The following is a 21,002-nucleotide window of genomic DNA, read 5'->3' as shown; positions in this document are numbered from 1 at the left end:
TGTACATATCCATTCCTGCGGTAACGGCGGCTGGCGGTTTCGCCCTTACGGCGAGTCACTTGCAAAAGCGGCAAGTAACCAAGCGCTCTTGCCCCTTTCGTTCGGTGCCTCGCCATGGCTCGGCATACCCTCGCTCCGGTCCTGCTCCGTGGGCCCGCCGCCATCGGCCATCCATGGCCGGGGGCGGCTACCGCGGCATCCTTGCCGCGGTGCCCACTGCGCAGAACCTCCACTCGGCCTCTCGAGGGGGCGTGCACCGCAAGATCAAAAGCCAAGGCGAGCTAACGCTCGGCCTGATGAGTGGTGAAAATCAAAAGCGTACGCGATTCCCTGTAGGAGCCAGCTTGCTGGCGAAAAACGCCCAGGCACCGCGTTCATTCAGACATCCCGTGTCATCGTTGACGTCCACCGCCAGCAAGCTGGCTCCTACAGTTTTGACCCTCTGAACCCAATCCCGGTGCAGGAGCGAGCCTGCTCGCGAAAAACGCCAACACATCGCGTTGATTCAGACAGCTAGCGTTATCGTTGACGTCCATCGCCAGCAAGCCGGCTCCTACAAGGGGAGGTGTAGATATCCGGAATGGGTTAACGCGGACAAATGGAGAGCCAGGTCGGCTTTAAGGCCGCCTCGGCGGCTGTGGCGGTGGTCGCCCCCTCGAGAGGCCGAGTGGAGGTTCTGCGCAGTGGGCAACCCGGCATGGATGCCGGGTTAGCCGCCGCCGGCCATGGATGGCCGATGGCGGCGGGCCCACGGAGCAGGACCGGAGCGAGGGCATGCCGAGCCATGGCGAGGCACCGAACGAAAGGGGCAAAAGCGCTTGGTTACTTGGCGCTCTTCCAAGTAACTCGCCGTAAGGGCGAAACCATTAGCCGCCGTGATCGCAGAAACGGATATGCACACAAAGCCCAAGCCCCCCAGGTTGACCTCCCCGCACCCAGCATTACTTCGAAACAATCTCACCGCTCTTTCCCGGCTAAAGTAGTCAAAATGCCTCTTTTTTGACCACCACCCGAACCGAGATCCCTCCATGCGAACCCACCTGCGTCTGGTCGCCCTGAGCGCCCTGTTCATTTCTTCCCTGGCCCAGGCCGCCGATCTGATCCCGATCGAAGTCCACCGCGACGCCAACTGCGGCTGCTGCAAAAAATGGATCAGCCACCTGGAAGCCAACGGCTTCAAGGTCGAAGACCACGTCGAAACCGACATGAGCACCTTCAAGCAACAACACGGCGTGCCTCCCCGCCTCGCCTCCTGCCACACCGGCTTGATCAACGGCAAATTCGTCGAAGGCCATGTGCCGGCCGATCAGGTGCTGGCCCTGAGCAAGCGCGACGATCTGCTGGGTGTCGCCGCCCCCGGCATGCCCATGGGCTCGCCGGGCATGGAAATGGACGGCATGAGCGATGCCTATCAAGTGATCGGCCTGAAAAAGGACGGCACGGATGTGGTGGTGGCGGACTACCCGGCCCATTGATGTTCGGGGCGTACATCGGGCTGTTTTTCGCTGCATTCGGTGCAGCGACCCTGCTGCCCTTGCAGTCCGAAGCGCTGCTGGTGGGGCTGTTGCTCAGCGAACAGTACTGGCTCTGGTCGCTGCTGGCGGTCGCGACCCTGGGCAATGTCCTCGGCTCGTTGCTGAACTGGTGGCTGGGGCGCGGCATCGAGCGTTTCCGTGATCGCCGCTGGTTTCCGGTCAGCCCCCGGCATCTGGAGAAAGCCCGGGTTCACTATCAGCGCTACGGCCATTGGTCGCTGTTGCTGAGCTGGGTGCCCATCATCGGTGATCCACTGACGCTGGTGGCCGGGGTAATGCGCGAGCCGCTCGGGCGCTTCCTGCTGATCGTGACCCTGGCCAAAGGCGCGCGTTATGGCGTATTGGCCCTCGCGACAACAGGCTGGATGAGTTGAACGATCATTCATCGAGATTGCCTGTGTTTAATGTCGCCCTAATCATACCGATCCAGCATCGGCCGATTTCCCGTGGAGTTAACCCATGTCCCTCGCCCGTTCCCGCTGGCTACCCAGCCTGTTGCTGACCGCCGCACTGCCTGTCCTCGCTGCCGAAGGCCCGGAATACGGGGCGGAGCTGCAAGGTTTCGAATACCCGTACACGGTCAAGCATTTCGCCTTCCAGTCCCAGGGCAAATCCCTGCAAATGGGTTACATGGACGTCGCCGCCCACGGCAAGGCCAACGGGCGCAGCATCGTACTCATGCATGGCAAGAATTTCTGCGGCGCCACCTGGGACAGCTCGATCAAAGCCTTGAGCGACGCCGGTTACCGAGTGATTGCCCCGGACCAGATCGGTTTCTGCACCTCCAGCAAACCCGACAATTACCAGTACAGCTTCCAGCAACTGGCGACCAACACCCAGCAACTGCTCAAAGCCCTCGGCATCCAGAAAGCCACCCTGCTCGGACATTCCACCGGTGGCATGCTCGCCACCCGTTATGCGCTGCAGTTCCCCGATCAGGTCGAACAACTGGCGCTGGTCAACCCGATCGGCCTGGAAGACTGGAAAGCTCTCGGCGTGCCGTATCGCACCGTGGATCAATGGTATGAACGCGAGCTGAAACTGACCGCCGACGGCATCCGCACCTACGAGCGCAACACCTACTACGGCGGCCGCTGGAAACCCGAGTTCGATCGTTGGGTGGACATGCTCGCCGGCCTGAACAAAGGACCGGGGCATACGCAAGTGGCGTGGAACTCGGCGCTGATCTACGACATGATCTTCACCCAGCCGGTGTACTACGAGTTCAAGAACCTGAAAATGCCGACCCTGTTGCTGATCGGCACCTCCGACACCACGGCCATCGGCAGCGACATCGCGCCGCCGGAGGTCAAGGCGAAAATCGGCCACTACGAGGTACTCGGCAAGCAAGTGGCCAAACTGATTCCCCAGTCGACACTGGTCGAATTCCCCGGCATGGGCCATGCGCCGCAGATGGAAGAGCCGGAACAATTCCACCAGGCCTTGCTCGCCTGGCTGAACAAAACCAACCCTGTTCGTTGATGAGGTAAGGCTGATGGCTGTGCAGATCGCGGTAATCGATGACTGGCAGGATGTCGCGCGCAAGGTGCTGGACTGGTCGACGCTGGACGCCATTGGCCAAGTGAATTTCATCCACGACTACCCGGCCGACAACGACACGTTGGCAGAACGTCTGGCTGACTTTGAAGTGATCTGCGTGATGCGCGAACGCACCCGCTTCGACGAGGATCTTCTGCGGCGCCTGCCGAAGCTGAAACTGCTGGTCACCGGCGGTATGCGCAACGCGGCGCTGGACTTGAAAGCGGCCGCGGCACTGGGCATTCAAGTCAGCGGCACCGACAGTTACAAACACGCCGCGCCGGAACTGACCTGGGCACTGATCATGGCCGCCACGCGCAACCTGGTCGTGGAAGCCAACGCCCTGCGTGCCGGGAAATGGCAGCAAGGACTGGGTGGCGACCTGCATGGCAAGACCCTGGCGATCCTGGGCCTGGGCAGCATCGGCCAGCGTGTCGCCCAGTTCGGCCAAGTGTTCGGCATGCGCGTCATCGCCTGGAGCGAAAACCTCACGGCCGAACGTGCTGCTGAAGTTGGCGTGACCTATGTCAGCAAGCAGGAACTGTTCGAACAGGCCGACGTGCTGTCGGTGCACCTGGTGCTCAGCGACCGCAGCCGCGGACTGGTCGACGCCGAGGCGCTGGACTGGATGAAACCGACGGCGCTGCTGGTCAACACCGCGCGCGGGCCGATTGTCGATGAAGCGGCGCTGATCAAGGCGCTGCAGAAACAACGACTGGCCGGTGCGGCGCTGGATGTTTTTGCAGAAGAGCCGCTGCCGGCGAATCACTCGTTCAGGACGCTGGAGAATGTGCTGGCGACGCCGCATGTGGGGTATGTCAGCCAGCAGAATTACCACCAGTTTTTCTCGCAGATGATCGAGGATATTAAGGCTTGGTCTGCTGGCTCGCCGATTCGGTTGCTTGGCTGATCTTATGTAGGAGCGAGCTTGCTCCGGGCGGCGTTCCGACGATGATGGATAACGATAACGCGTGTTTTCTTTATCAACGCGGCGCTTTCCAGTGAATCGCGAGCAAGCTCGCTCCTACAAGGTTTTCACCGCGACAAACGCCTCTGTCACATAAGGCACCGTCAACACCTCCCTGCCCCGCAATTCAGGCTCGGCGGCAATCAAATCGCGCATCTGCTCATCCACCCTCGCCCGCTCTGCCGCCGGCAATGCCGAGACAAAACTGGTGGAGCGCACGCGGTTGAAAATTACGTCTTCCGGCGACCCGGTATGCCCATGGCCGAACTGTTGCGCTTGCAACGGTCCGAACGCCGGGTGGGGAAACGCCCGACGCCAGGCTCCGGTGTAGAAACGCGGGGTATCGCCCTCCAGAGCATTGACGATGGCATCCAGTTTCGGCACCCAGCTGACCCGGGCATCACGCAAGTTCCACACCAGCCCCAGCCTGCCGCCGGGCTTGAGTACCCGGGCTATTTCCGTCAAGGCATCCGCGCTGGAAAACCAGTGGAAGGCCTGGGCACAGACCACCACGTCCACCGACGCGTCAGGCAGCGGCAGGTCAGTGGCGGTGCCGTTGACGGCGAGCACCCCGGGAAAGGCCTCGGATAGTTTTTCCAGCATCTGGGGCACCGGTTCCACCGCAATCACCTGAGCCCCGGTGGCCACCAGTCGAGCGGTGAACTTGCCGGTCCCGGCGCCCAGATCGACCACGGAGGTATCCGCGTTCAACCCCAGTGTGGCCGTCAGCCAGTCGGCGACTTGCGGCGGGTAATCCGGACGACCGCGAACGTAGGTATCGGCGGCGGTCTTGTAACCGGTGGCCGCTGAGTGATGGACGTGATCTTTCATGGCAACGCTCCAGAAGGACTGCGAACGCTGTCGAGCATAGCGCCTCGATTTGCGCTTTCCTTGAAAAAAGCCTGAGAAAGAAATGAATAATTGTTCACGCCGGAGTGTTCATTGGCCATCACCCATGAGGATTGCCAGTGATCAACCTGAACCCGGATTCGCCGACACGTTACGACCGCTTGACCATGACGCTGCACTGGCTGACCGCCCTGCTGGTGATTGGCCTGTTCGCCAGTGCCCAGGTCTGGGAGCAACTGGCCAAGGGCACGCCATTGCGCAAGGAGTTGCAGGCGTTGCACATCTCCTGCGGCATCCTGCTCGCGGTGATCGTTGTCGTCCGCCTGCTCTGGCGACTGTCCGCTGGCCTACGCCTGTCACCGGCCAACCGGGGTGTGATGAACCTGATGGCGAAGACCGCGCACGTGGCGCTGTACGCCTTGTTGCTGAGCCAGATCGTGCTGGGTTTTGTGTTCCGCTGGGCCCAGGCAGAACCGTTCAACTTTTTTGGCCTGTTCGATGTCCCAACATTGATCACCTTCGATAAAAGCCTGAAATCGGTGTTCGGTGGTCTGCACGAACAGGTGGCATGGGTCATCGTGATACTCGCCGGGCTGCATGCGGTCATGGCGCTGGTTCATCACTACGTCCTGCGGGATAACACCCTGCGCCGGATGTTGCCGCATGGTTCGAACTGATACGAACAAAACCCCGTGGAGCATGATCATGAATGTCCGTCTTGCTGTTATTACCACCCAGTTACTGCTCGCCGTTGTGTTGACCAGCACCCTGGCCCTGGCCAATGGTGAGGATGACGCGCCCGCCAAACCCAATTGCCCGAAAGGCCAGGTGTTCGACACCAAATCGCAGAAGTGCGTCCTGCAGACCAGCAGTCTGGTGCCCGACGCCGACCGCACCGATTACGCCTATCGCCTGGCCAAGGACGGGCGCTATGAAGAAGCCCTGGCATTGCTCGACACGCTGAAAAACCCGAACACCGCCAAGGCGCTGAACTATCGTGGTTATGCCACGCGTAAACTGGGGCGCACCGACGAAGGCATCGGTTATTACCTGCAATCGGTCAAACTCGATCCGCAGTATGCGCAAGTTCGCGAGTACCTCGGCGAGGCCTATGTGATCAAAGGCCGACTGGACCTCGCCCAAGAGCAGTTGCAGCAGATAAAATCGATCTGCGGCAGCGCCTGTGAGGAATACCAGGACCTGGCCGAAGCCATCAACGAGTCATCGAAAACCTGACAGGACGGAGGTCGCCATCGCCAGCGATCAGGCAATACGGGCAGAACTGGGCCAGCACCTGGCGCGTTTATGGCGTTACGGCCTGCTGCTGTCCCGGCAACAGCATGTCGCCGAGGACCTGGTGCAGGCCACCTGCGTGCGCGCGCTTGAACGGGCGGGCCAGTTCGTTCCCGGGACCCGCATGGACCGCTGGCTGCTGAGCATTCTGCATTCGATCTGGCTCAACGAAGTGCGCTCGCGCCGGGTGCGTCAGGGCCAGGGGTTGGTGGATGCCGATAACGCCCTGTCGTTCGACGGGGAGTACGCCGCGCAGACCCATGTCCTCGCGACGCAGGTGATCCGGCGCGTCGATGCGCTGCCCGAAGCCCAGCGCGAAACCGTGTTCCTGGCCTACGTCGAAGGCTTGTCTTATCGCGAAGTCGCTGAAGTGCTGGACGTGCCCATCGGCACGGTCATGAGCCGTCTGGCTGCCGCACGGGCCAAACTGGCTGAGTATCCGCCCTTACACGCCGTGCCCAACCCTTCCACCGGAGAACGTCGATGAACGAACATGCAAGACCGTCAGACGAGCAACTGGTGGCCTACCTTGATGACCAGCTCGACACGGATCAGCGTAACCGTGTTGCCGCTGCCATCGCCGAAGACTCGACACTCAACCTGCGCCTGCAATGGCTGGCCCGCAGCAGCCTGCCGTTCCAAGAGGCCTACGACGAACTGGCACGCCAGGCCCCCGTGGATCGCTTGCAAGCCATGCTCGACACCTTGCCTTCACCGGCGCGGCCCGGGATGAATCGACGCTGGTTCCTCGCGGCGGCCGCCGGCCTGGTGATGAGCGGTGTGCTGGCGGACCGGCTGTTTCTCGGCTGGCAGGCGAGTCAGCCGAAACACAACTGGCGCGGGCTGGTGGCGGACTATATGGCGCTGTACGTGCCGGAAACCCTGGAACACCTGCCCAACGACGAAGCCGTCCAGCGCGCACAACTGCGCACCCTTGATTCACGCCTGGGCCTGAACCTTTCGCCCGCTCAACTGGCATTGCCGCGAGCCGAATTCAAGCGCGCGCAAATCCTCGAATACGACGGCGTGGCCATCGCCCAGATTACCTACCTGGACCCGGCGCATGGACCTGTGGCGTTGTGCGTCACACGCTCCAACACCGGCAGCCGAAACCTCGCCCACGAGCGTCGACATGAAATGAACGTGGTGTACTGGGCCGACATGGAACATGCCTGGATGCTGATCGGGCATAACCCGCTGTCGGAGCTGGAAGAAATGGCGACATTGATCAAAACCCGGACCAACGCCTGACTTGTAGGAGCCGGCTTGCTGGCGATCCAGACGCCTCGGTGTATCAGGTGAACCGTGGTGATTTCTATCGCCGGCAAGCCGGCTCCTACAAGGGTTTCGGCAGTTATCAGGTCGGGGTTGGGAGCCATAGGCGGAACCGTGCGCCGCCCAGCGGTGACGGCTCGACGGTGAGCGTACCGCCCTGCGCTTCCAGTGCCCGGCGGCTGATCGCCAGCCCCAGTCCAAACCCGCCCGTCGCCCGGTCACGACTGCGATCCAACCGATAAAACGGCTCGAAAATCCGCTCGCGTTCGTCGTCCGGAATACCGATGCCGTCGTCATCGACCCAGATTTCACAGCCCTTGGCACACACCTGAACGCCAATCTGAATGCGCTTCTCGCAATAGCGCATGGCGTTGCGCAGCAGGTTCTGAATCGCGCGGGCGGTCAGGCGCGGATCGAGGGTAAAGCGCTCGAGCTGGCCATGAAGCAATACGTCGATGACGATCTGAGGAGAATCCAGTTCTTCATCGACACTGCCCAAAATGCTGTCGATAAATTCATCCAGCGATACTTCAACCTGCTCCGGCACCCGCGCCGGGTTTTGCAGGCGACTGTACGACAGCAACTCAAGCACCAATTCATCCAGCTCACGAATGTGCGCAACCAACCCTTGCAGGCGTTCGCGGCTGGCTGTCGGCAAGTCGTCGGACAGCGCCAGGGCCAGGCCGAAATCCAGGCGTGTCAGCGGCGTGCGCAGTTCATGGGACACGGCGTTGAGCAAATCCCGTTGCTGATTCAACAGGTTCTCGATGTCGCCGGCCATGGTGTCAAACACATTGGCCAGGCTGCCGATGTTGGAGCTGGGGGAAATCCGCGTGCGCTCGCTCAACTGGCCTTTGCCGAAGCGCTCCGCCGTACCTTTGAGGCGCTCCAGATCGCGCCAGTGCGGGCGCAGCCACAGCAACAGGCACGCGAGCATGGTCGCGCCGATCAGCACGTTGATGCTCCAGTACAGCAAATTGACGTCCAGTGGGTCCGGCGGCACGACCATTTGCACCACGGTGTGCTCGTTCAACGGTGCCACCGCCAGCGTGCGCCAGCCCCAGTCGCCGATGCGTACAACGTTCTCGCCACGCCGCAAACGCTGCTGTTCGGTGAGGGTGAAACCGTCATCGTCATTGCGACTCAGGACGATGTGCAGCGGATTGAACTGCTTGTCCATCTCCGCCGCCAACGCCGGCCACTCTGCCTCCGGCACGGTGCGGAACTGCTTGACGATCAGCGATTGCAAACCACGGGAGTAATCGAGGTTGTAGGTGACGAAGCGTTCATGGAAGACCTTGATCACCACGTCCGGCACCAGATAGATCGCCGCGCTGTAGGAGACGATCGTCACCAGATACAGGCGAAACAGGAGTCTGAACATCGCCTCAGCATTCCCACTCGGAGCGGCTGAACAGATAGCCCTTGCCCCATACGGTCTTGATCTTGCGCGCCTCGCCGGCGTGGTCGTCGAATTTGCGGCGCAACTTGGAAATCGCCACGTCCACCGAGCGATCCGTGCCGTTGAACTCAATGCCGCGCAGACGTTGCAGGATCTGGTCGCGGCTCAGCACTTCGCCGGCATGCCGGGCCAGCACCACCAACAGGTTGTATTCGCCGCTGGACAGCTCGACCGGTTGCTCGCGCCAGGTCACGGTGCGCTCGGACAGGTCGATGCACAGGTTGCCCATGAGAATCCGGTCGTTGGCAGTCTGCGGTTCACTGAGGCTGCTACGGCGTAACAGGGTACGGACGCGGGCCAGCAGCACACGGGGCTCGCAGGGTTTGGTGACGTAATCGTCGGCGCCCATTTCCAGGCCCAGCACCTGGTCGTGGCTGTCGTCGCGGGCGGTGAGCATCAGGATCGGCAACGCCGCCGAGTCCGCCCGCAGCAAGCGGCAAACCTGCAGGCCGTCAAGGCCGGGCAGCATCAGGTCGAGGATCACCAGGTCCGGCGGATCGAGCCGCGCCCGTTCACGCACGTGGTCGCCGCGGCTGATCACGCTGACGGAATAGCCGTTGCGTTCCAGGTAGCTGGCAATCAGTTCCGAGAGCGCGGAGTCGTCTTCGACCAGGAGAATGTTGGGCATTGGGTGTTTCCAGAAAGTGCAGTGGCGTCTGTTATGACGCCTTCGCGAGCAGGCTCGCTCCCACAGGTGACCGCATTTCAACTGTGGGAGCGAGCCTGCTCGCGATGGCGGCCTGACAGGCGCAATAAATTTCAAGGGGTGAAGGATATACGCCCTCACCCGCCCCCGAGCAAAACCCTTACACAATTTCACACAGCACCAACAAAGCTTCACCGCTAACCTCGTGCGCGGCCCGTAGGATGCGGGAGTTCATTATTGGGGTATTTACATGTCGAAGAACCTGCTTGCCAAGCTCAGCCTGCTTGCCCTGGCGTTGACGCTGAGCGCTTGTGACAAGTCCTCGAACGCCGAAGAACAGGCGCCGCTGGCCACCGTGCGCATCGAAACCCTCGAAGCCCGCCCCCTGTCGATCACCAGCGAACTGAGCGGGCGGATCGCCGCGCCACGGATGGCCGAAGTCCGTGCCCGTGTCGCCGGCGTGGTGTTGCAACGGGTCTTTCACGAAGGCAGTGACGTGAAAAAAGGCGACGTGCTGTTCCGCATCGACCCGGCGCCGTTCAAGGCTGACCTCGACAGCGCCGAAGCGGACCTGCGCAAGGCCGAGGCCAATGCGTTCCAGGCGCGTCTGCAAGAGCAGCGTTACGCCCAGTTGGTCGAAGGCAACGCCATCAGCGGCCAGGACTACGACAACGCCCGCGCCGCCGTGCGGCAAACCGCCGCCGAAGTCGCCGCCAACAAAGCGGCGGTCGAGCGGGCGAAACTCAACCTCGGCTACGCCACGGTCACCGCGCCGATTTCCGGCCGCATCGGCCGCGCGCTGGTCACTGAAGGCGCGCTGGTCGGGCAGAACGAAACCACGCCGCTGGCACTGATCCAGCAACTGAACCCGATTCATGCCGACCTCACCCAGTCGACCCGTGAACTCAACGACCTGCGCCGGGCCTTCCGTTCCGGCCAGTTGAAGGAAGTCGGCCAGGGCCAGGCCAAAGCCACGCTGATTCAGGATGACGGCAGCCTTTACCCGCTGCCGGGTAAGTTGCTGTTCAGTGACATCACCGTTGACCCCGGCACCGGCCAGATCATTGTGCGCAGCGAGTTTCCCAACCCGGACCTCGACCTGCTGCCCGGCAGCTTCGTGCGGGTGCGTCTGGAGCAAGCGGTGAACCAGCAAGGCATCAGCGTCCCGCAACGCGCGATCCAGCGTGACAGCGCCGGTGTGGCGCAGGTCCTGTTGCTGGACGCGGAGCAACGGGTCGGCCAGCAACCGGTCGAGCTCGGGCCCGTGCAGAACGACCGCTGGATCGTCACCGCCGGCCTAAAGCCGGGTGACCGCATCGTCATCGAAGGCCTGCAACACGCCAAGCCCGGCGAGAAAGTGCAGATCGACGACACCCCTCTTCCACTTGCCCAGGTGACTGGTCAGTAAGCAGGACGCTTTTCCATGCCGCAGTTCTTTATCGATCGCCCGGTATTCGCCTGGGTGGTTGCGCTGTTTATCCTGCTGGCCGGTGCGCTGGCCATCCCGCAGTTGCCGGTGGCGCAGTACCCCGACGTCGCGCCGCCGCAAATCGAGATCTATGCCGTGTACCCGGGCGCCTCGGCGCAAACCGTGGACGAGAGCGTGGTCAGCCTGATCGAGGAAGAGCTCAACGGCGCCGATCACCTGTTGTACTTCGAGTCGCAAAGCAGCCTCGGCAGCGCCACGATCAAGGCGACGTTCCAGCCGGGCACCGACCCGGAAATGGCCCAGGTCGATGTGCAGAACCGCCTGAAAGTCGTCGAGTCGCGCCTGCCGCAAGCGGTCAACCAGCAAGGTTTGCAGGTCGAGAAAGTCTCCGCCGGTTTCCTGTTGCTGATCACCCTCACGTCCACGGACGGCAAGCTCGACGACGTGGCGCTCAGCGATTACCTGGCGCGCAACGTGATGAACGAGATCAAGCGTCTGGACGGCGTCGGCAAGGCGCAGCTGTATGGCGCCGAACGGGCGATGCGGATCTGGATCGACCCACAGAAACTGATCGGTTTCAACCTGACCCCGGCTGACGTCAACGCCGCCATCGTCGCGCAGAACGCCCAGGTCTCGGCGGGCAGTATCGGCGATTTGCCGACCCGCACCACCCAGGAAATCACCGCGACCATTCTGGTCAAAGGCCAGCTGTCGACCCCGGAAGAATTCGCCGACATCGTGCTCAAGGCCAATCCCGACGGCTCCACGGTGCGCATCGGCGATGTCGCGCGAGTCGAGATCGGCAGCCAGGAATACCAGTTCGGCACCCGCCTGAACGGCAAACCGTCCACCGCCGTCGGCGTGCAATTGTCCCCCGGCGCCAACGCCCTGAGCACCGCGACCCTGGTGCGGGCGAAGATGGATGAACTGGCGCGCTACTTCCCGGCCAACGTCGAATACAAGATCCCCTACGACACTTCGCCCTTCGTCAAAGTCTCGATCACCAAGGTGGTTTACACCCTGCTCGAAGCCATGGTGCTGGTGTTCGCGGTGATGTTCCTGTTCCTGCAGAACATCCGCTACACGCTGATTCCGACCCTGGTGGTGCCGGTCGCATTGATGGGCACCTTCGCGACCATGCTCGCGCTGGGGTATTCGATCAACGTGCTGACCATGTTCGGCATGGTGCTGGCCATCGGCATTCTGGTGGACGACGCCATCGTCGTGGTGGAGAACGTCGAACGCATCATGGTCAGCGAAGGCCTGTCGCCGAAGGAAGCGACGCGCAAGGCGATGAAGCAGATCACCGGGGCGATCATCGGCATCACCCTGGTGCTGGTGGCGGTGTTTATCCCGATGGCGTTCATGCAAGGTTCGGTCGGCGTGATTTACCGGCAGTTCTCGTTGTCGATGGCGACGTCGATCCTGTTCTCGGCCTTCCTCGCACTGACCTTGACCCCGGCGCTGTGCGCGACCTTGCTCAAGCCGATTGCCAAGGGCGAGCACCATGCCAAGGGCGGTTTCTTCGGCTGGTTCAACCGGCGTTTCGAGCAGTTGACCGAGCGTTATCAGGGTTGGGTCGCCTATGCGCTGAAACGCAGCGGTCGCTACCTGCTGATCTACGGCGTGCTGCTGGTCGGTCTGGGCCTGTGCTTCAGTCGTCTGCCCTCCTCGTTCCTGCCGGTGGAGGATCAGGGCTACACCATCACCGACATTCAACTGCCGCCCGGCGCGAGCAGGAATCGCACGGTGCAGGTGGTCGAGCAGATCGAAGCCCACAACGCCACCGAACCCGGCGTCGGCGACAGCACGGTGATCCTCGGTTTCAGCTTCTCCGGCAGCGGACAGAACGCGGCGCTGGCGTTTACCACGTTGAAAGACTGGTCGGCGCGCGGCAGCGATGACACGGCGAGTTCGATTGCCGACCGCGCCAACATCGCGCTGAGCCAGATCAAGGACGCCGTGGCGTTCGCAGTGCTACCGCCGCCGGTGGACGGCCTCGGCACCTCCAGCGGTTTCGAGTTCCGCTTGCAGGACCGTGGCGGTCTCGGTCACGCGACGCTGATGCAGGCGCGCACCGAGTTGCTGGCGGCAGCGGAGAAAAGCCCGATCCTGATGAACGTGCGTGAAAGCGCACTGGCCGAAGCGCCGCAGGTGCAACTGATCGTCGACCGTAAACAGGCGAATGCGCTGGGTGTTTCGTTTGCCGACATTGGCAGCGTGCTGTCCACCGCCGTCGGTTCGGCCTACATCAACGACTTCCCCAATCAGGGGCGGATGCAGCGGGTGGTGGTCCAGGCCGAAGGCGATCAGCGCAGTCAGGTCGCCGACCTGCTGAAGATTCATGTGCGCAACAGCCACGGAAAAATGGTGCCGCTGTCGGCCTTCGTCCAGGCCCAATGGACCCAGGGACCGGCGCAGTTGACCCGTTACAACGGTTATCCGGCGATCAGCATTTCCGGCGAGCCAAAACCGGGCCACAGCACCGGTGAAGCGATGGCGGAAATCGAACGCCTGGTTTCGCTCGGCCCGCCGGGGCTGGGTCAGGAATGGACCGGGTTGTCGTTGCAGGAACGGCTGTCCGGCAGTCAGGCGCCGATCCTGCTCGGGTTGTCGTTGTTGATTGTGTTCCTGTGCCTGGCGGCGCTGTATGAGAGTTGGTCGATTCCGACCTCGGTGCTGCTGGTGGTGCCCCTCGGCGTGCTCGGCGCGGTACTGGCCGTGACCTTGCGCGGCATGCCCAACGACGTGTTCTTCAAGGTCGGGCTGATCACCATCATCGGCCTGTCGGCGAAGAACGCGATCCTGATCATCGAGTTCGCCAAGAGCCTGTACGACGAGGGCCACGACCTGATCGACGCCACCCTGCAAGCCGCGCGCCTGCGTCTGCGGCCGATTGTGATGACGTCGCTGGCGTTCATCCTCGGCGTGGTGCCGCTGGCCATCGCCACCGGCGCCAGCTCGGCGAGCCAGCAAGCCATCGGCACCGGCGTGATCGGCGGGATGATCACCGCGACGTTGGCGGTGGTGTTTGTGCCGGTGTTTTTCGTGGTGGTGATGAAGCTGGTCCACAAACGCCACAAAACCAACTGACCATACACATTCCGTGTAGGAGCCGGCTTGCCGGCGATGGGGCCCTCGAATACTGCATCGTTATTGAGGCCGCCATCGCCAGCAAGCCGGCTCCTACAAGGATCGGTGTTGGTCAGAAGGGGCTGCGCTGGGCTAAGGTAATTGCACTACTCCAGCCCATCGAGCCTCCATGCCCTTCCTCGCCCGCACCCACCCTCGCCTGTCCGCCGCAGCCACATTCGGTGTCGCGGTGGGCATTCTGGCTCCGGCCGATTCGATCATCAGCAAAATCCTGTTCGGCTGGAACGCCGCGGTCTGGACCTACCTGCTGTTGATGCTCTGGCTCGCCGCCCGGGCCAAGGCGCCGGATGTGAGGCGCATCGCCGAGGTCGAGGACGAGAACGCCGGGCTGGTGCTGTTCGTGGTATGCATCGCGGCGATTGCCAGCCTGGCGACCATCACCTTCGAACTGGCCGGCAGCAAGGACCTGGAAACCACCCGCAAGCTGCTGCATTACGCTTTCACCGCGTTGACCGTGCTCGGTTCATGGCTGTTGATCGGGGTGATTTTCAGCGTGCACTACGCCCGCCTGTTCTACACCTGGGCCGGCAAAGACCCGGCGCTGCGTTTCGCCGAAGGCCTGACCACCCCCAATTACTGGGACTTCCTGTATTTTTCGTTCACCATCAGTGCGGCGGTGCAGACCTCCGATGTCGGGGTGGCCACGCGGGATTTGCGCAAGATTGTGCTGGCGCAGTCGCTGATCGGGTTTCTGTTCAACACGGCGATTCTCGGGTTCTCGATCAACATCGCCGCCGGGCTGTTCAACTGATCCGTGCACAAACGTTCTAGGCATCGCCCGCGCCACGGGCGTTAAATAAGTCGGCAATCCGTCTCACAGGTGCAGCATGACGACTCACAACTGGATCGACCTGGCCCAGGATGCCGACACCGGCATCGAGACGCTGCGCGCGCATTTCGAAGGCCACGCCTACGACCCGCACTGGCATGACAGCTACCTGGTGGGTGTCACCGAGCAAGGCGTTCAGCAGTTCAACTGTCGGCGCGCGAAACACCAGAGCACGCCGGGCAAGGTGTTCCTGCTTGAGCCGGGGGACATTCACGATGGCGATGCGCCGACGGCCGACGGTTTCACTTACCGCATGCTGTACCTCGACCCGCAGTGGTTGCAGCGTGAACTCGGCGCCGTGTTCGACCACGCGCCCGACAACAGCCAGTTGAGCTTCGCCAACACCCTGGCCAGCGACGTCCGCCTGGCCCAGGCCACCAGCGTTGCGTTTCAGACGCTGCATCACGGCGAACTGAAGATCGTCCGCCAGACCGCCCTCGACGGCTTGCTCGAACGCCTCACCACGCACCTGCACTGGCGCGCCCGCGATGGCGAAGACCCGCGTTTGCCACGGGTGGCGCAGAAGGCTCGGGAGTACCTGCACGCCCATGCCCACGAGGACATCGGCCTCGATCAGCTGGCCGCCACGACGGGCGTCGACCGCTTCCGCCTGACGCGCGCATTCAAGGCGGCTTACGGCATCGCGCCCCACGCGTACCTGGTGCAATTGCGTCTGGCCACGGCGCGACGAATGCTCGCTCGTGGCGAGCAACCGGCGGCGGTGGCGATGGCATTGGGGTTTGCCGATCAGAGCCATCTGGGGCGCTGGTTCGTGCGGGCTTACGGACTGACGCCGGCGCTGTACCGCAAGCGCTGCTCAAATCTTCCAGACAGTTGACCGGCAGATTGTGAAGATCGGATTCAATGATCTTCACCGGAGTTTGCCCGCGATGCTGTCGACTTTCCCGACGTTACTGCCCTTCCTGTTGTTTGCATTCGTGGCGTCGATCACGCCCGGCCCGACCAACATTCTGGTGTTGAGCAACAGCGCCCGCTACGGCTTGGCGGCCGCCGTGCCGATCATCCTCGGCGCGTGTGCCGGCGCCGCGACCCTGGTGTTGGTGGTCGGCAGCGGAGCCGGCTCATCGTTGACCGCATGGCCCGGCGTGCAAACCGCGATGCAATGGATCGGCGTGGCGTGGTTGAGTTACCTGGCCTGGCAGATCTTCAGCGCCCCCGCCGCAGCCGTCACCGCGCAAGACTCCGGATCCCGACTCGGTCTGGTGGGCGCCGCCGGCCTGCAACTGATCAACCCGAAAACCTGGATGATGGCGCTGGCGGTCGTCAGCGTCTTTGCCGGCGGCGGCGAGGAACGCCTGGCCCATGTGATGGTGTTGTCGCTGGTGTTTTTCCTGATTTCCCTGCCCTGCCTCGGTGTCTGGGCGTTGCTCGGCGCGGGGTCTGCGCGCTGGTTGCACTCGCCGCGCTCGATGCAGCGCTTCAATCGGTGCATGGCCTTGTTGCTGCTGGGATCGGCATGGATGAGCCTGTGGGTCTGAGCCCATTCGTCGGCCATTGTCGGACAATTCCTGAAGCGGGGCTTGACGGGTAATTGGCTTTTGGTGTCTTCTGAAACCGGTTTCAGTGCTACCTCATCGCACGAACCTTATAAATCCAATAAGAAGGTTTCAGACCGTGAACGATTTCTCCGCCGCCCAGCGCAGCCGCGTGACCATGCTTGATGTCGCCGAACACGCCAAGGTCTCCAAGGCCAGTGTGTCGCGCTTCATTGGCGATGATCGCGCCCTGCTCTCCGATGCCACGGCGTTGCGCATCGAACAGGCCATCGCTGAGCTCGGCTATCGCCCGAACCAGATGGCCCGCGGCCTGAAACGCGGGCGCACCCGCCTGATCGGCATGCTGGTCGCCGACATCCGTAACCCGTATTCGATTGCCGTGATGCACGGGGTGGAAACCGCCTGCCGTCAGCACGGCTACAGCCTGGTGGTGTGCAACACCGACCGCGACGACGAGCAGGAATGCCAACACCTGGCCCTGCTGCGCTCCTACAACATCGAAGGGTTGATCGTGAACACCCTCGGTCACCACCGCGACGAACTCCAGGAACTGCACCGGGAAATGCCCATGGTGCTGGTGGACCGCAAGGTCGAGCAACTGGACAGTGATCTGGTCGGGCTCGATAACCCGGCCGCCGTCGAGTTGGCCATCGCGCACCTTGAAGAACGCGGTTATCGCGATGTGCTGCTGGTGACCGAACCCTATGACGGCACCAGTTCGCGGATCGAACGCGTGAGCAGTTTCAAGGCACAGATCGCCCAGCGCCCGGCGCTGCGCGGCACGCTGATTGAAACCGGCAGCGAACTGGCGGCGAATCTGAAAACCTTCCTCGACACCCCCGGCCCTGGCCCGAAAGCGCTGTTTTGCGCCAATGGGATTGCGGCGCTGGCCAGTACTCATGCCTTGCGTGAATTGAACTGCAACCTGTTCGAAGAGGTGGGCCTGATCGCCCTGGATGACCTGGACTGGTATCCGCTGGTGGGCAGCGGCATCACGGCCCTCGCGCAACCGACCGCCGAGATTGGCGCGAGTGCGTTTGAATGCCTGCTCAAGCGTTTGCGCGGGGATGACGGGCCGGTGCGGACCCTGGATTTTTCGGCGCAGTTGATTGTTAGAGGGTCGACACTTGGGAATCTTCGGTGAATGTTCCGGCCCCATCGCCGGCAAGCCGGCTCCTACAGGATCGTGGACGTACACAAAACCCTGTAGGAGCCGGCTTGCTGGCGATGGGGCCCGAAAGACCACCACAAATCCTCCCCTTTTTTTTGAACAAAAATGAAACCGGTTTCAGAGGTCCATAACAATGAATAAACCACCCGTCTCCATCAGCCTCTCCAGCTACGGCGCCGACCTGGTACGCCAGCGCGGCCAGGGCAGTTTCATCGAGTTGCTGGCCACCGCCGGCGCCACCCGTATCGAATGGCGTGAAGAACTGCTGACGGTCGAAGACCCCGCCCAACTGGCCGACGCCACCCAGGCCCAGGGTCTGGAAAGCGTGTACTCCTCGCCGATGGAACTGTGGCTGGCCGGCCAGTCGAAGCCCAATCCCGAATTGATCAGCGCCCTGCAACGCGCCCAGGCCTTCGGCGCCAAATGGCTGAAGGTGTCCCTCGGTTACTTCACCGACACCTGCGACCTGCAAAACCTCGCGCAGACACTGGGCAAAAGCGCCGTGCACTTGCTGGTGGAGAACGACCAGACGTTGCACGGTGGTCGCATCGAACCGTTCCAGCGCTTTTTTGCAGCGGTCGAGCAGCACAACTTGCCGATCAGGATGACCTTCGACATCGGCAACTGGCAGTGGCAGGACCAGTCCGCCAGCAGCGCCGCGCGCCTGCTGGGTCGCCACGTCGGCTACGTGCACTGCAAAGCCGTCTCCCGTCGCGCCGACGGCAAGCTGGTTGCCATCCCGCCGACCGCCAGCGACCTGCATTCATGGGAACAACTGCTGCGGCACATGGCCCAAGGCGTGATGCGGGCCGCGGAATATCCACTGCAAGGCGATGACCTGGTGCAGCTCACCACCGAGCACGTCGCCGCCCTCGCCCACCTGGGGCACGCACGCCTGGAGAACGCTCATGTCTGAGATCGATATCCTGTCGTTCGGCGAAACCATGGCGATGTTCGTCGCCGATCAAAATGGCGACCTGGCCAACGTCGACCACTTTCACAAGCGCATCGCCGGAGCCGACAGCAACGTCGCCATCGGTTTGTCGCGGCTGGGGTTCAACGTAGCGTGGCTGAGCCGGGTAGGCGCCGATTCCCTGGGGCGGTTCGTGATTGATACGTTGCAGAAAGAAGGCCTGGATTGCAGCAACGTCGCGATCGACAGCGCACACCCGACCGGATTCCAGTTCAAGTCACGCACCGACGACGGTGACGATCCACTGGTCGAGTACTTCCGACGCGGCTCGGCGGCGAGTCATCTGTCGCCGCAGTCGATCGTTCCCGGACTGCTCATGGCGCGGCACCTGCACGCCACCGGCATTCCGCCGGCGCTGTCGGAAAGCGCGCGGCAGATGTCTTTCGAGCTCATGACGCGCATGCGCGAAGCTGGACGCAGTGTGTCCTTCGACCCGAACCTGCGCCCGAGCCTGTGGGCCAGCACGCAACAGATGATCAACGAAATCAACCGCCTCGCCGCCCTCGCCCACTGGGTGTTGCCAGGGCTGAGTGAAGGCCGTTTGCTCACTGGTTACGAAGACCCTGCCGACATCGCCGCGTTCTACCTCGACCAGGGCGCCGAAGCGGTGGCGATCAAGCTCGGCCCGCACGGCGCGTATTACCGCACGCACCTGGACCAGGGTTTCGTCGCGGGCGTGCCGGTGGAAACGGTGGTCGACACCGTGGGCGCCGGCGATGGTTTTGCCGTGGGCATGATCAGCGCGCTGCTGGAGAACTACAGCTTTGCCGATGCGGTGAAGCGCGCCAACTGGATTGGCAGCCGCGCGGTGCAGAGCCGCGGGGACATGGAGGGGTTGCCGACCCGCGCCGAGATGTCCGCCGAATTCGAGGCCGCCAATCGCGAGCAGGCTCGCTCCCACATTGGACCCGGGCCATCCCCTCAATTTGTGTCTGGCACTGAACCAACTGTGGGAGCGAGCCTGCTCGCGAAGAGGCCCGCACAGTCACTCGAGATTTAAACCCGTTACCTGCTGCGACAAAAACAACAAGCTCAGGAGCACCACTCATGAAAACCGCAACGCTCGCCACCCGCCGCTGGTGGTACATCATGCCCATCGTGTTCATCACCTACAGCCTGGCGTATCTGGACCGCGCCAACTACGGCTTCGCCGCCGCCTCAGGCATGGCCGCCGACCTGATGATCACCCCCGGCCTGTCGTCGATGCTCGGCGCGCTGTTCTTCCTCGGCTACTTTTTCTTCCAGGTGCCGGGAGCGATCTACGCGCAAAAACACAGCGTGAAGAAGCTGATTTTCGTCAGCCTGATTCTCTGGGGCAGCCTGGCCACCTTGACCGGGATCGTCTCCAACGCCTACTGGCTGATCGTCATTCGCTTCATGCTCGGCGTGGTCGAAGCGGCGGTGATGCCGGCGATGCTGATCTACCTGTGCCACTGGTTCACCCGTGCCGAGCGCTCCCGGGCCAACACTTTCCTGATCCTCGGCAACCCGGTGACCATGCTCTGGATGTCGGTGGTGTCGGGGTATCTGGTGCAGCATTACAGCTGGCGCTGGATGTTCATCATCGAAGGCTTGCCGGCGGTGCTCTGGGCGTTTATCTGGTGGCGCCTGGCGGATGATCGTCCGGCCCAGGCCAAGTGGCTCAGCGATGCCGAAAAGCACGATCTGGAAAGCGCCCTCGCTGCCGAACAGGTGGGCATCAAGGCGGTGAAGAACTACGCCGAAGCCTTCCGTTCGCCGAAAGTGATCATCCTGGCCCTGCAGTTTTTCTGCTGGAGCATCGGTGTCTACGGTTTCGTGCTGTGGCTGCCGTCGATCCTCAAGGCCGGCGCGCAGATGGACATGGTCGAAGCCGGCTGGCTGTCCGCCCTGCCTTATCTGGCGGCGGTGATCGGCATGCTGCTGGTGTCCTGGGGCTCGGACAAATTGCAGAAACGCAAACGCTTCGTCTGGCCGCCACTGCTGATCGCCTCGATCGCGTTCTACGGTTCCTACGCACTGGGCGCCGAACACTTCTGGTGGTCCTACACCCTGCTGGTAATTGCCGGCGCCTGCATGTACGCGCCTTACGGGCCATTCTTCGCGATCATCCCGGAAATCCTCCCGGCCAACGTCGCCGGTGGCGCCATGGCGTTGATCAACAGCATGGGCGCGCTGGGTTCGTTTGGCGGTTCCTATCTGGTCGGTTACCTGAACAGCTCCACCGGTTCGCCGGGTGCGTCGTACCTACTGATGAGCGGCGCGCTGATGTTCTCGGTGGTGCTAACGATTTTCCTCAAGCCCGGCGCCAGTGACCGGGAGCGTCCCACGGTCGCGGTAACACGCCCGACAGCGGCCCACCCTTGAACTGATGTAGAGATGAAT

20 protein-coding genes are annotated in these 21,002 nt (G+C 62.5%); 17 read left to right on the top strand and 3 right to left on the bottom strand.

Annotated elements, in window-relative coordinates:
* The first annotated feature begins 1,028 nt into the window (after positions 1-1,028).
* From ACF6ZU_RS25690 to ACF6ZU_RS25675, 4 genes are all read left to right on the top strand, one after another.
* On the top strand, positions 1,029-1,475 hold the full coding sequence (locus tag ACF6ZU_RS25690) for a DUF411 domain-containing protein (RefSeq protein ID WP_392888191.1): 447 nt from the start codon (positions 1,029-1,031) through the stop codon (positions 1,473-1,475).
* The gene (locus ACF6ZU_RS25685; protein ID WP_392888190.1) at positions 1,475-1,909 is read left to right on the top strand and encodes a YqaA family protein; all 435 of its coding nucleotides are present in this window, start codon (positions 1,475-1,477) and stop codon (positions 1,907-1,909) included. The genes ACF6ZU_RS25690 and ACF6ZU_RS25685 overlap by 1 nt, the downstream gene beginning before the upstream one ends.
* 85 nt (positions 1,910-1,994) lie before the next feature.
* Complete coding sequence (locus ACF6ZU_RS25680) at positions 1,995-3,017, top strand: alpha/beta fold hydrolase (protein ID WP_392888188.1); 1,023 nt, start codon at positions 1,995-1,997, stop codon at positions 3,015-3,017.
* A 13-nt stretch (positions 3,018-3,030) separates the two neighbouring features.
* The gene (locus ACF6ZU_RS25675; protein WP_392888186.1) at positions 3,031-3,984 is read left to right on the top strand and encodes a D-2-hydroxyacid dehydrogenase family protein; all 954 of its coding nucleotides are present in this window, start codon (positions 3,031-3,033) and stop codon (positions 3,982-3,984) included.
* A gap of 114 nt (positions 3,985-4,098) precedes the next feature.
* On the opposite strand, the gene ACF6ZU_RS25670 is transcribed toward ACF6ZU_RS25675, so the two are convergent.
* A complete protein-coding gene (locus ACF6ZU_RS25670; RefSeq protein ID WP_392888184.1) occupies positions 4,099-4,872 on the bottom strand; it encodes a class I SAM-dependent methyltransferase in 774 nt (257 codons plus the stop codon).
* Between the two features lie 131 nt (positions 4,873-5,003).
* On the opposite strand from ACF6ZU_RS25670, the gene ACF6ZU_RS25665 reads away from it, so the two are divergent.
* The 4 genes from ACF6ZU_RS25665 to ACF6ZU_RS25650 are packed head-to-tail and all read left to right on the top strand — an operon-like array spanning position 5,004 to position 7,434.
* Entirely contained in the window at positions 5,004-5,567 is a 564-nt protein-coding gene (locus ACF6ZU_RS25665) for a cytochrome b (RefSeq protein ID WP_392888182.1), read from the top strand.
* Positions 5,568-5,595: 28 nt separating this feature from the next.
* A complete protein-coding gene (locus ACF6ZU_RS25660; RefSeq protein WP_392888180.1) occupies positions 5,596-6,126 on the top strand; it encodes a tetratricopeptide repeat protein in 531 nt (176 codons plus the stop codon).
* 46 nt (positions 6,127-6,172) lie between these two features.
* Positions 6,173-6,670 carry an RNA polymerase sigma factor gene (locus ACF6ZU_RS25655; RefSeq protein WP_392893932.1) on the top strand — a complete coding sequence of 166 codons (498 nt, stop codon included), beginning with the start codon at positions 6,173-6,175 and terminating at the stop codon, positions 6,668-6,670.
* Positions 6,667-7,434, top strand: a complete 768-nt coding sequence (locus ACF6ZU_RS25650) for an anti-sigma factor family protein (RefSeq protein ID WP_392888178.1) — start codon at positions 6,667-6,669, stop codon at positions 7,432-7,434. Before ACF6ZU_RS25655 ends, ACF6ZU_RS25650 begins: the two co-directional genes overlap by 4 nt.
* A 106-nt stretch (positions 7,435-7,540) precedes the next feature.
* Here ACF6ZU_RS25650 and ACF6ZU_RS25645 read toward each other — a convergent pair whose 3' ends face one another.
* Together ACF6ZU_RS25645 and ACF6ZU_RS25640 are read right to left on the bottom strand one after the other, a co-directional pair.
* Positions 7,541-8,842, bottom strand: a complete 1,302-nt coding sequence (locus tag ACF6ZU_RS25645; protein WP_392888177.1) for an ATP-binding protein — start codon at positions 8,840-8,842, stop codon at positions 7,541-7,543.
* A 4-nt stretch (positions 8,843-8,846) separates the two neighbouring features.
* A complete protein-coding gene (locus tag ACF6ZU_RS25640; protein ID WP_392888175.1) occupies positions 8,847-9,548 on the bottom strand; it encodes a response regulator in 702 nt (233 codons plus the stop codon).
* Between the two features lie 268 nt (positions 9,549-9,816).
* Between ACF6ZU_RS25640 and ACF6ZU_RS25635 the strand changes: the two genes are divergently transcribed.
* The 9 genes from ACF6ZU_RS25635 (at position 9,817) to ACF6ZU_RS25595 (ending at position 20,984) form a co-directional block, all read left to right on the top strand.
* Positions 9,817-10,974, top strand: coding sequence for an efflux RND transporter periplasmic adaptor subunit (locus ACF6ZU_RS25635; protein ID WP_392888173.1), 1,158 nt, complete (start codon positions 9,817-9,819; stop codon positions 10,972-10,974).
* A gap of 15 nt (positions 10,975-10,989) precedes the next feature.
* A complete protein-coding gene (locus tag ACF6ZU_RS25630; RefSeq protein WP_392888172.1) occupies positions 10,990-14,088 on the top strand; it encodes a multidrug efflux RND transporter permease subunit in 3,099 nt (1,032 codons plus the stop codon).
* 169 nt (positions 14,089-14,257) lie between these two features.
* Complete coding sequence (locus ACF6ZU_RS25625; protein ID WP_392888171.1) at positions 14,258-14,899, top strand: DUF1345 domain-containing protein; 642 nt, start codon at positions 14,258-14,260, stop codon at positions 14,897-14,899.
* Between the two features lie 76 nt (positions 14,900-14,975).
* Entirely contained in the window at positions 14,976-15,815 is an 840-nt protein-coding gene (locus ACF6ZU_RS25620; RefSeq protein ID WP_392888169.1) for an AraC family ligand binding domain-containing protein, read from the top strand.
* Positions 15,816-15,867: 52 nt separating this feature from the next.
* Positions 15,868-16,476 carry a LysE family translocator gene (locus ACF6ZU_RS25615; RefSeq protein WP_392888167.1) on the top strand — a complete coding sequence of 203 codons (609 nt, stop codon included), beginning with the start codon at positions 15,868-15,870 and terminating at the stop codon, positions 16,474-16,476.
* A gap of 136 nt (positions 16,477-16,612) precedes the next feature.
* Positions 16,613-17,638 carry a LacI family DNA-binding transcriptional regulator gene (locus tag ACF6ZU_RS25610; RefSeq protein WP_392888165.1) on the top strand — a complete coding sequence of 342 codons (1,026 nt, stop codon included), beginning with the start codon at positions 16,613-16,615 and terminating at the stop codon, positions 17,636-17,638.
* Between the two features lie 160 nt (positions 17,639-17,798).
* Entirely contained in the window at positions 17,799-18,581 is a 783-nt protein-coding gene (locus ACF6ZU_RS25605) for a sugar phosphate isomerase/epimerase family protein (protein ID WP_392888163.1), read from the top strand.
* Positions 18,574-19,638 carry a sugar kinase gene (locus ACF6ZU_RS25600; RefSeq protein ID WP_392888161.1) on the top strand — a complete coding sequence of 355 codons (1,065 nt, stop codon included), beginning with the start codon at positions 18,574-18,576 and terminating at the stop codon, positions 19,636-19,638. The genes ACF6ZU_RS25605 and ACF6ZU_RS25600 overlap by 8 nt, the downstream gene beginning before the upstream one ends.
* Before the next feature lie 47 nt (positions 19,639-19,685).
* Entirely contained in the window at positions 19,686-20,984 is a 1,299-nt protein-coding gene (locus ACF6ZU_RS25595) for an MFS transporter (protein ID WP_392888159.1), read from the top strand.
* Positions 20,985-21,002: the final 18 nt, after the last annotated feature.

The sequence above is a fragment of the Pseudomonas migulae genome, assembly GCF_043225285.1.
Classification (GTDB): Bacteria; Pseudomonadota; Gammaproteobacteria; order Pseudomonadales; family Pseudomonadaceae; genus Aquipseudomonas; species Aquipseudomonas migulae_C.
The sequence above is the reverse complement of the archived record's forward strand: the minus strand, read 5'-3'. Positions and strand labels throughout refer to the sequence as shown.

Excerpts from the sequence above, each read along its gene's own strand:
- ACF6ZU_RS25690 (WP_392888191.1), top strand. The coding sequence starts at position 1,029 with ATGCGAACCCACCTGCGTCTGGTCGCCCTGAGCGCCCTGTTCATTTCT.
- ACF6ZU_RS25685 (WP_392888190.1), top strand. The coding sequence starts at position 1,475 with ATGTTCGGGGCGTACATCGGGCTGTTTTTCGCTGCATTCGGTGCAGCG.
- ACF6ZU_RS25680 (WP_392888188.1), top strand. The coding sequence starts at position 1,995 with ATGTCCCTCGCCCGTTCCCGCTGGCTACCCAGCCTGTTGCTGACCGCC.
- ACF6ZU_RS25675 (WP_392888186.1), top strand. The coding sequence starts at position 3,031 with ATGGCTGTGCAGATCGCGGTAATCGATGACTGGCAGGATGTCGCGCGC.
- ACF6ZU_RS25670 (WP_392888184.1), bottom strand. The coding sequence starts at position 4,872 with ATGAAAGATCACGTCCATCACTCAGCGGCCACCGGTTACAAGACCGCC.
- ACF6ZU_RS25660 (WP_392888180.1), top strand. The coding sequence starts at position 5,596 with ATGAATGTCCGTCTTGCTGTTATTACCACCCAGTTACTGCTCGCCGTT.
- ACF6ZU_RS25650 (WP_392888178.1), top strand. The coding sequence starts at position 6,667 with ATGAACGAACATGCAAGACCGTCAGACGAGCAACTGGTGGCCTACCTT.
- ACF6ZU_RS25645 (WP_392888177.1), bottom strand. The coding sequence starts at position 8,842 with ATGTTCAGACTCCTGTTTCGCCTGTATCTGGTGACGATCGTCTCCTAC.
- ACF6ZU_RS25640 (WP_392888175.1), bottom strand. The coding sequence starts at position 9,548 with ATGCCCAACATTCTCCTGGTCGAAGACGACTCCGCGCTCTCGGAACTG.
- ACF6ZU_RS25635 (WP_392888173.1), top strand. The coding sequence starts at position 9,817 with ATGTCGAAGAACCTGCTTGCCAAGCTCAGCCTGCTTGCCCTGGCGTTG.
- ACF6ZU_RS25630 (WP_392888172.1), top strand. The coding sequence starts at position 10,990 with ATGCCGCAGTTCTTTATCGATCGCCCGGTATTCGCCTGGGTGGTTGCG.
- ACF6ZU_RS25625 (WP_392888171.1), top strand. The coding sequence starts at position 14,258 with ATGCCCTTCCTCGCCCGCACCCACCCTCGCCTGTCCGCCGCAGCCACA.
- ACF6ZU_RS25620 (WP_392888169.1), top strand. The coding sequence starts at position 14,976 with ATGACGACTCACAACTGGATCGACCTGGCCCAGGATGCCGACACCGGC.
- ACF6ZU_RS25615 (WP_392888167.1), top strand. The coding sequence starts at position 15,868 with ATGCTGTCGACTTTCCCGACGTTACTGCCCTTCCTGTTGTTTGCATTC.
- ACF6ZU_RS25605 (WP_392888163.1), top strand. The coding sequence starts at position 17,799 with ATGAATAAACCACCCGTCTCCATCAGCCTCTCCAGCTACGGCGCCGAC.
- ACF6ZU_RS25600 (WP_392888161.1), top strand. The coding sequence starts at position 18,574 with ATGTCTGAGATCGATATCCTGTCGTTCGGCGAAACCATGGCGATGTTC.
- ACF6ZU_RS25595 (WP_392888159.1), top strand. The coding sequence starts at position 19,686 with ATGAAAACCGCAACGCTCGCCACCCGCCGCTGGTGGTACATCATGCCC.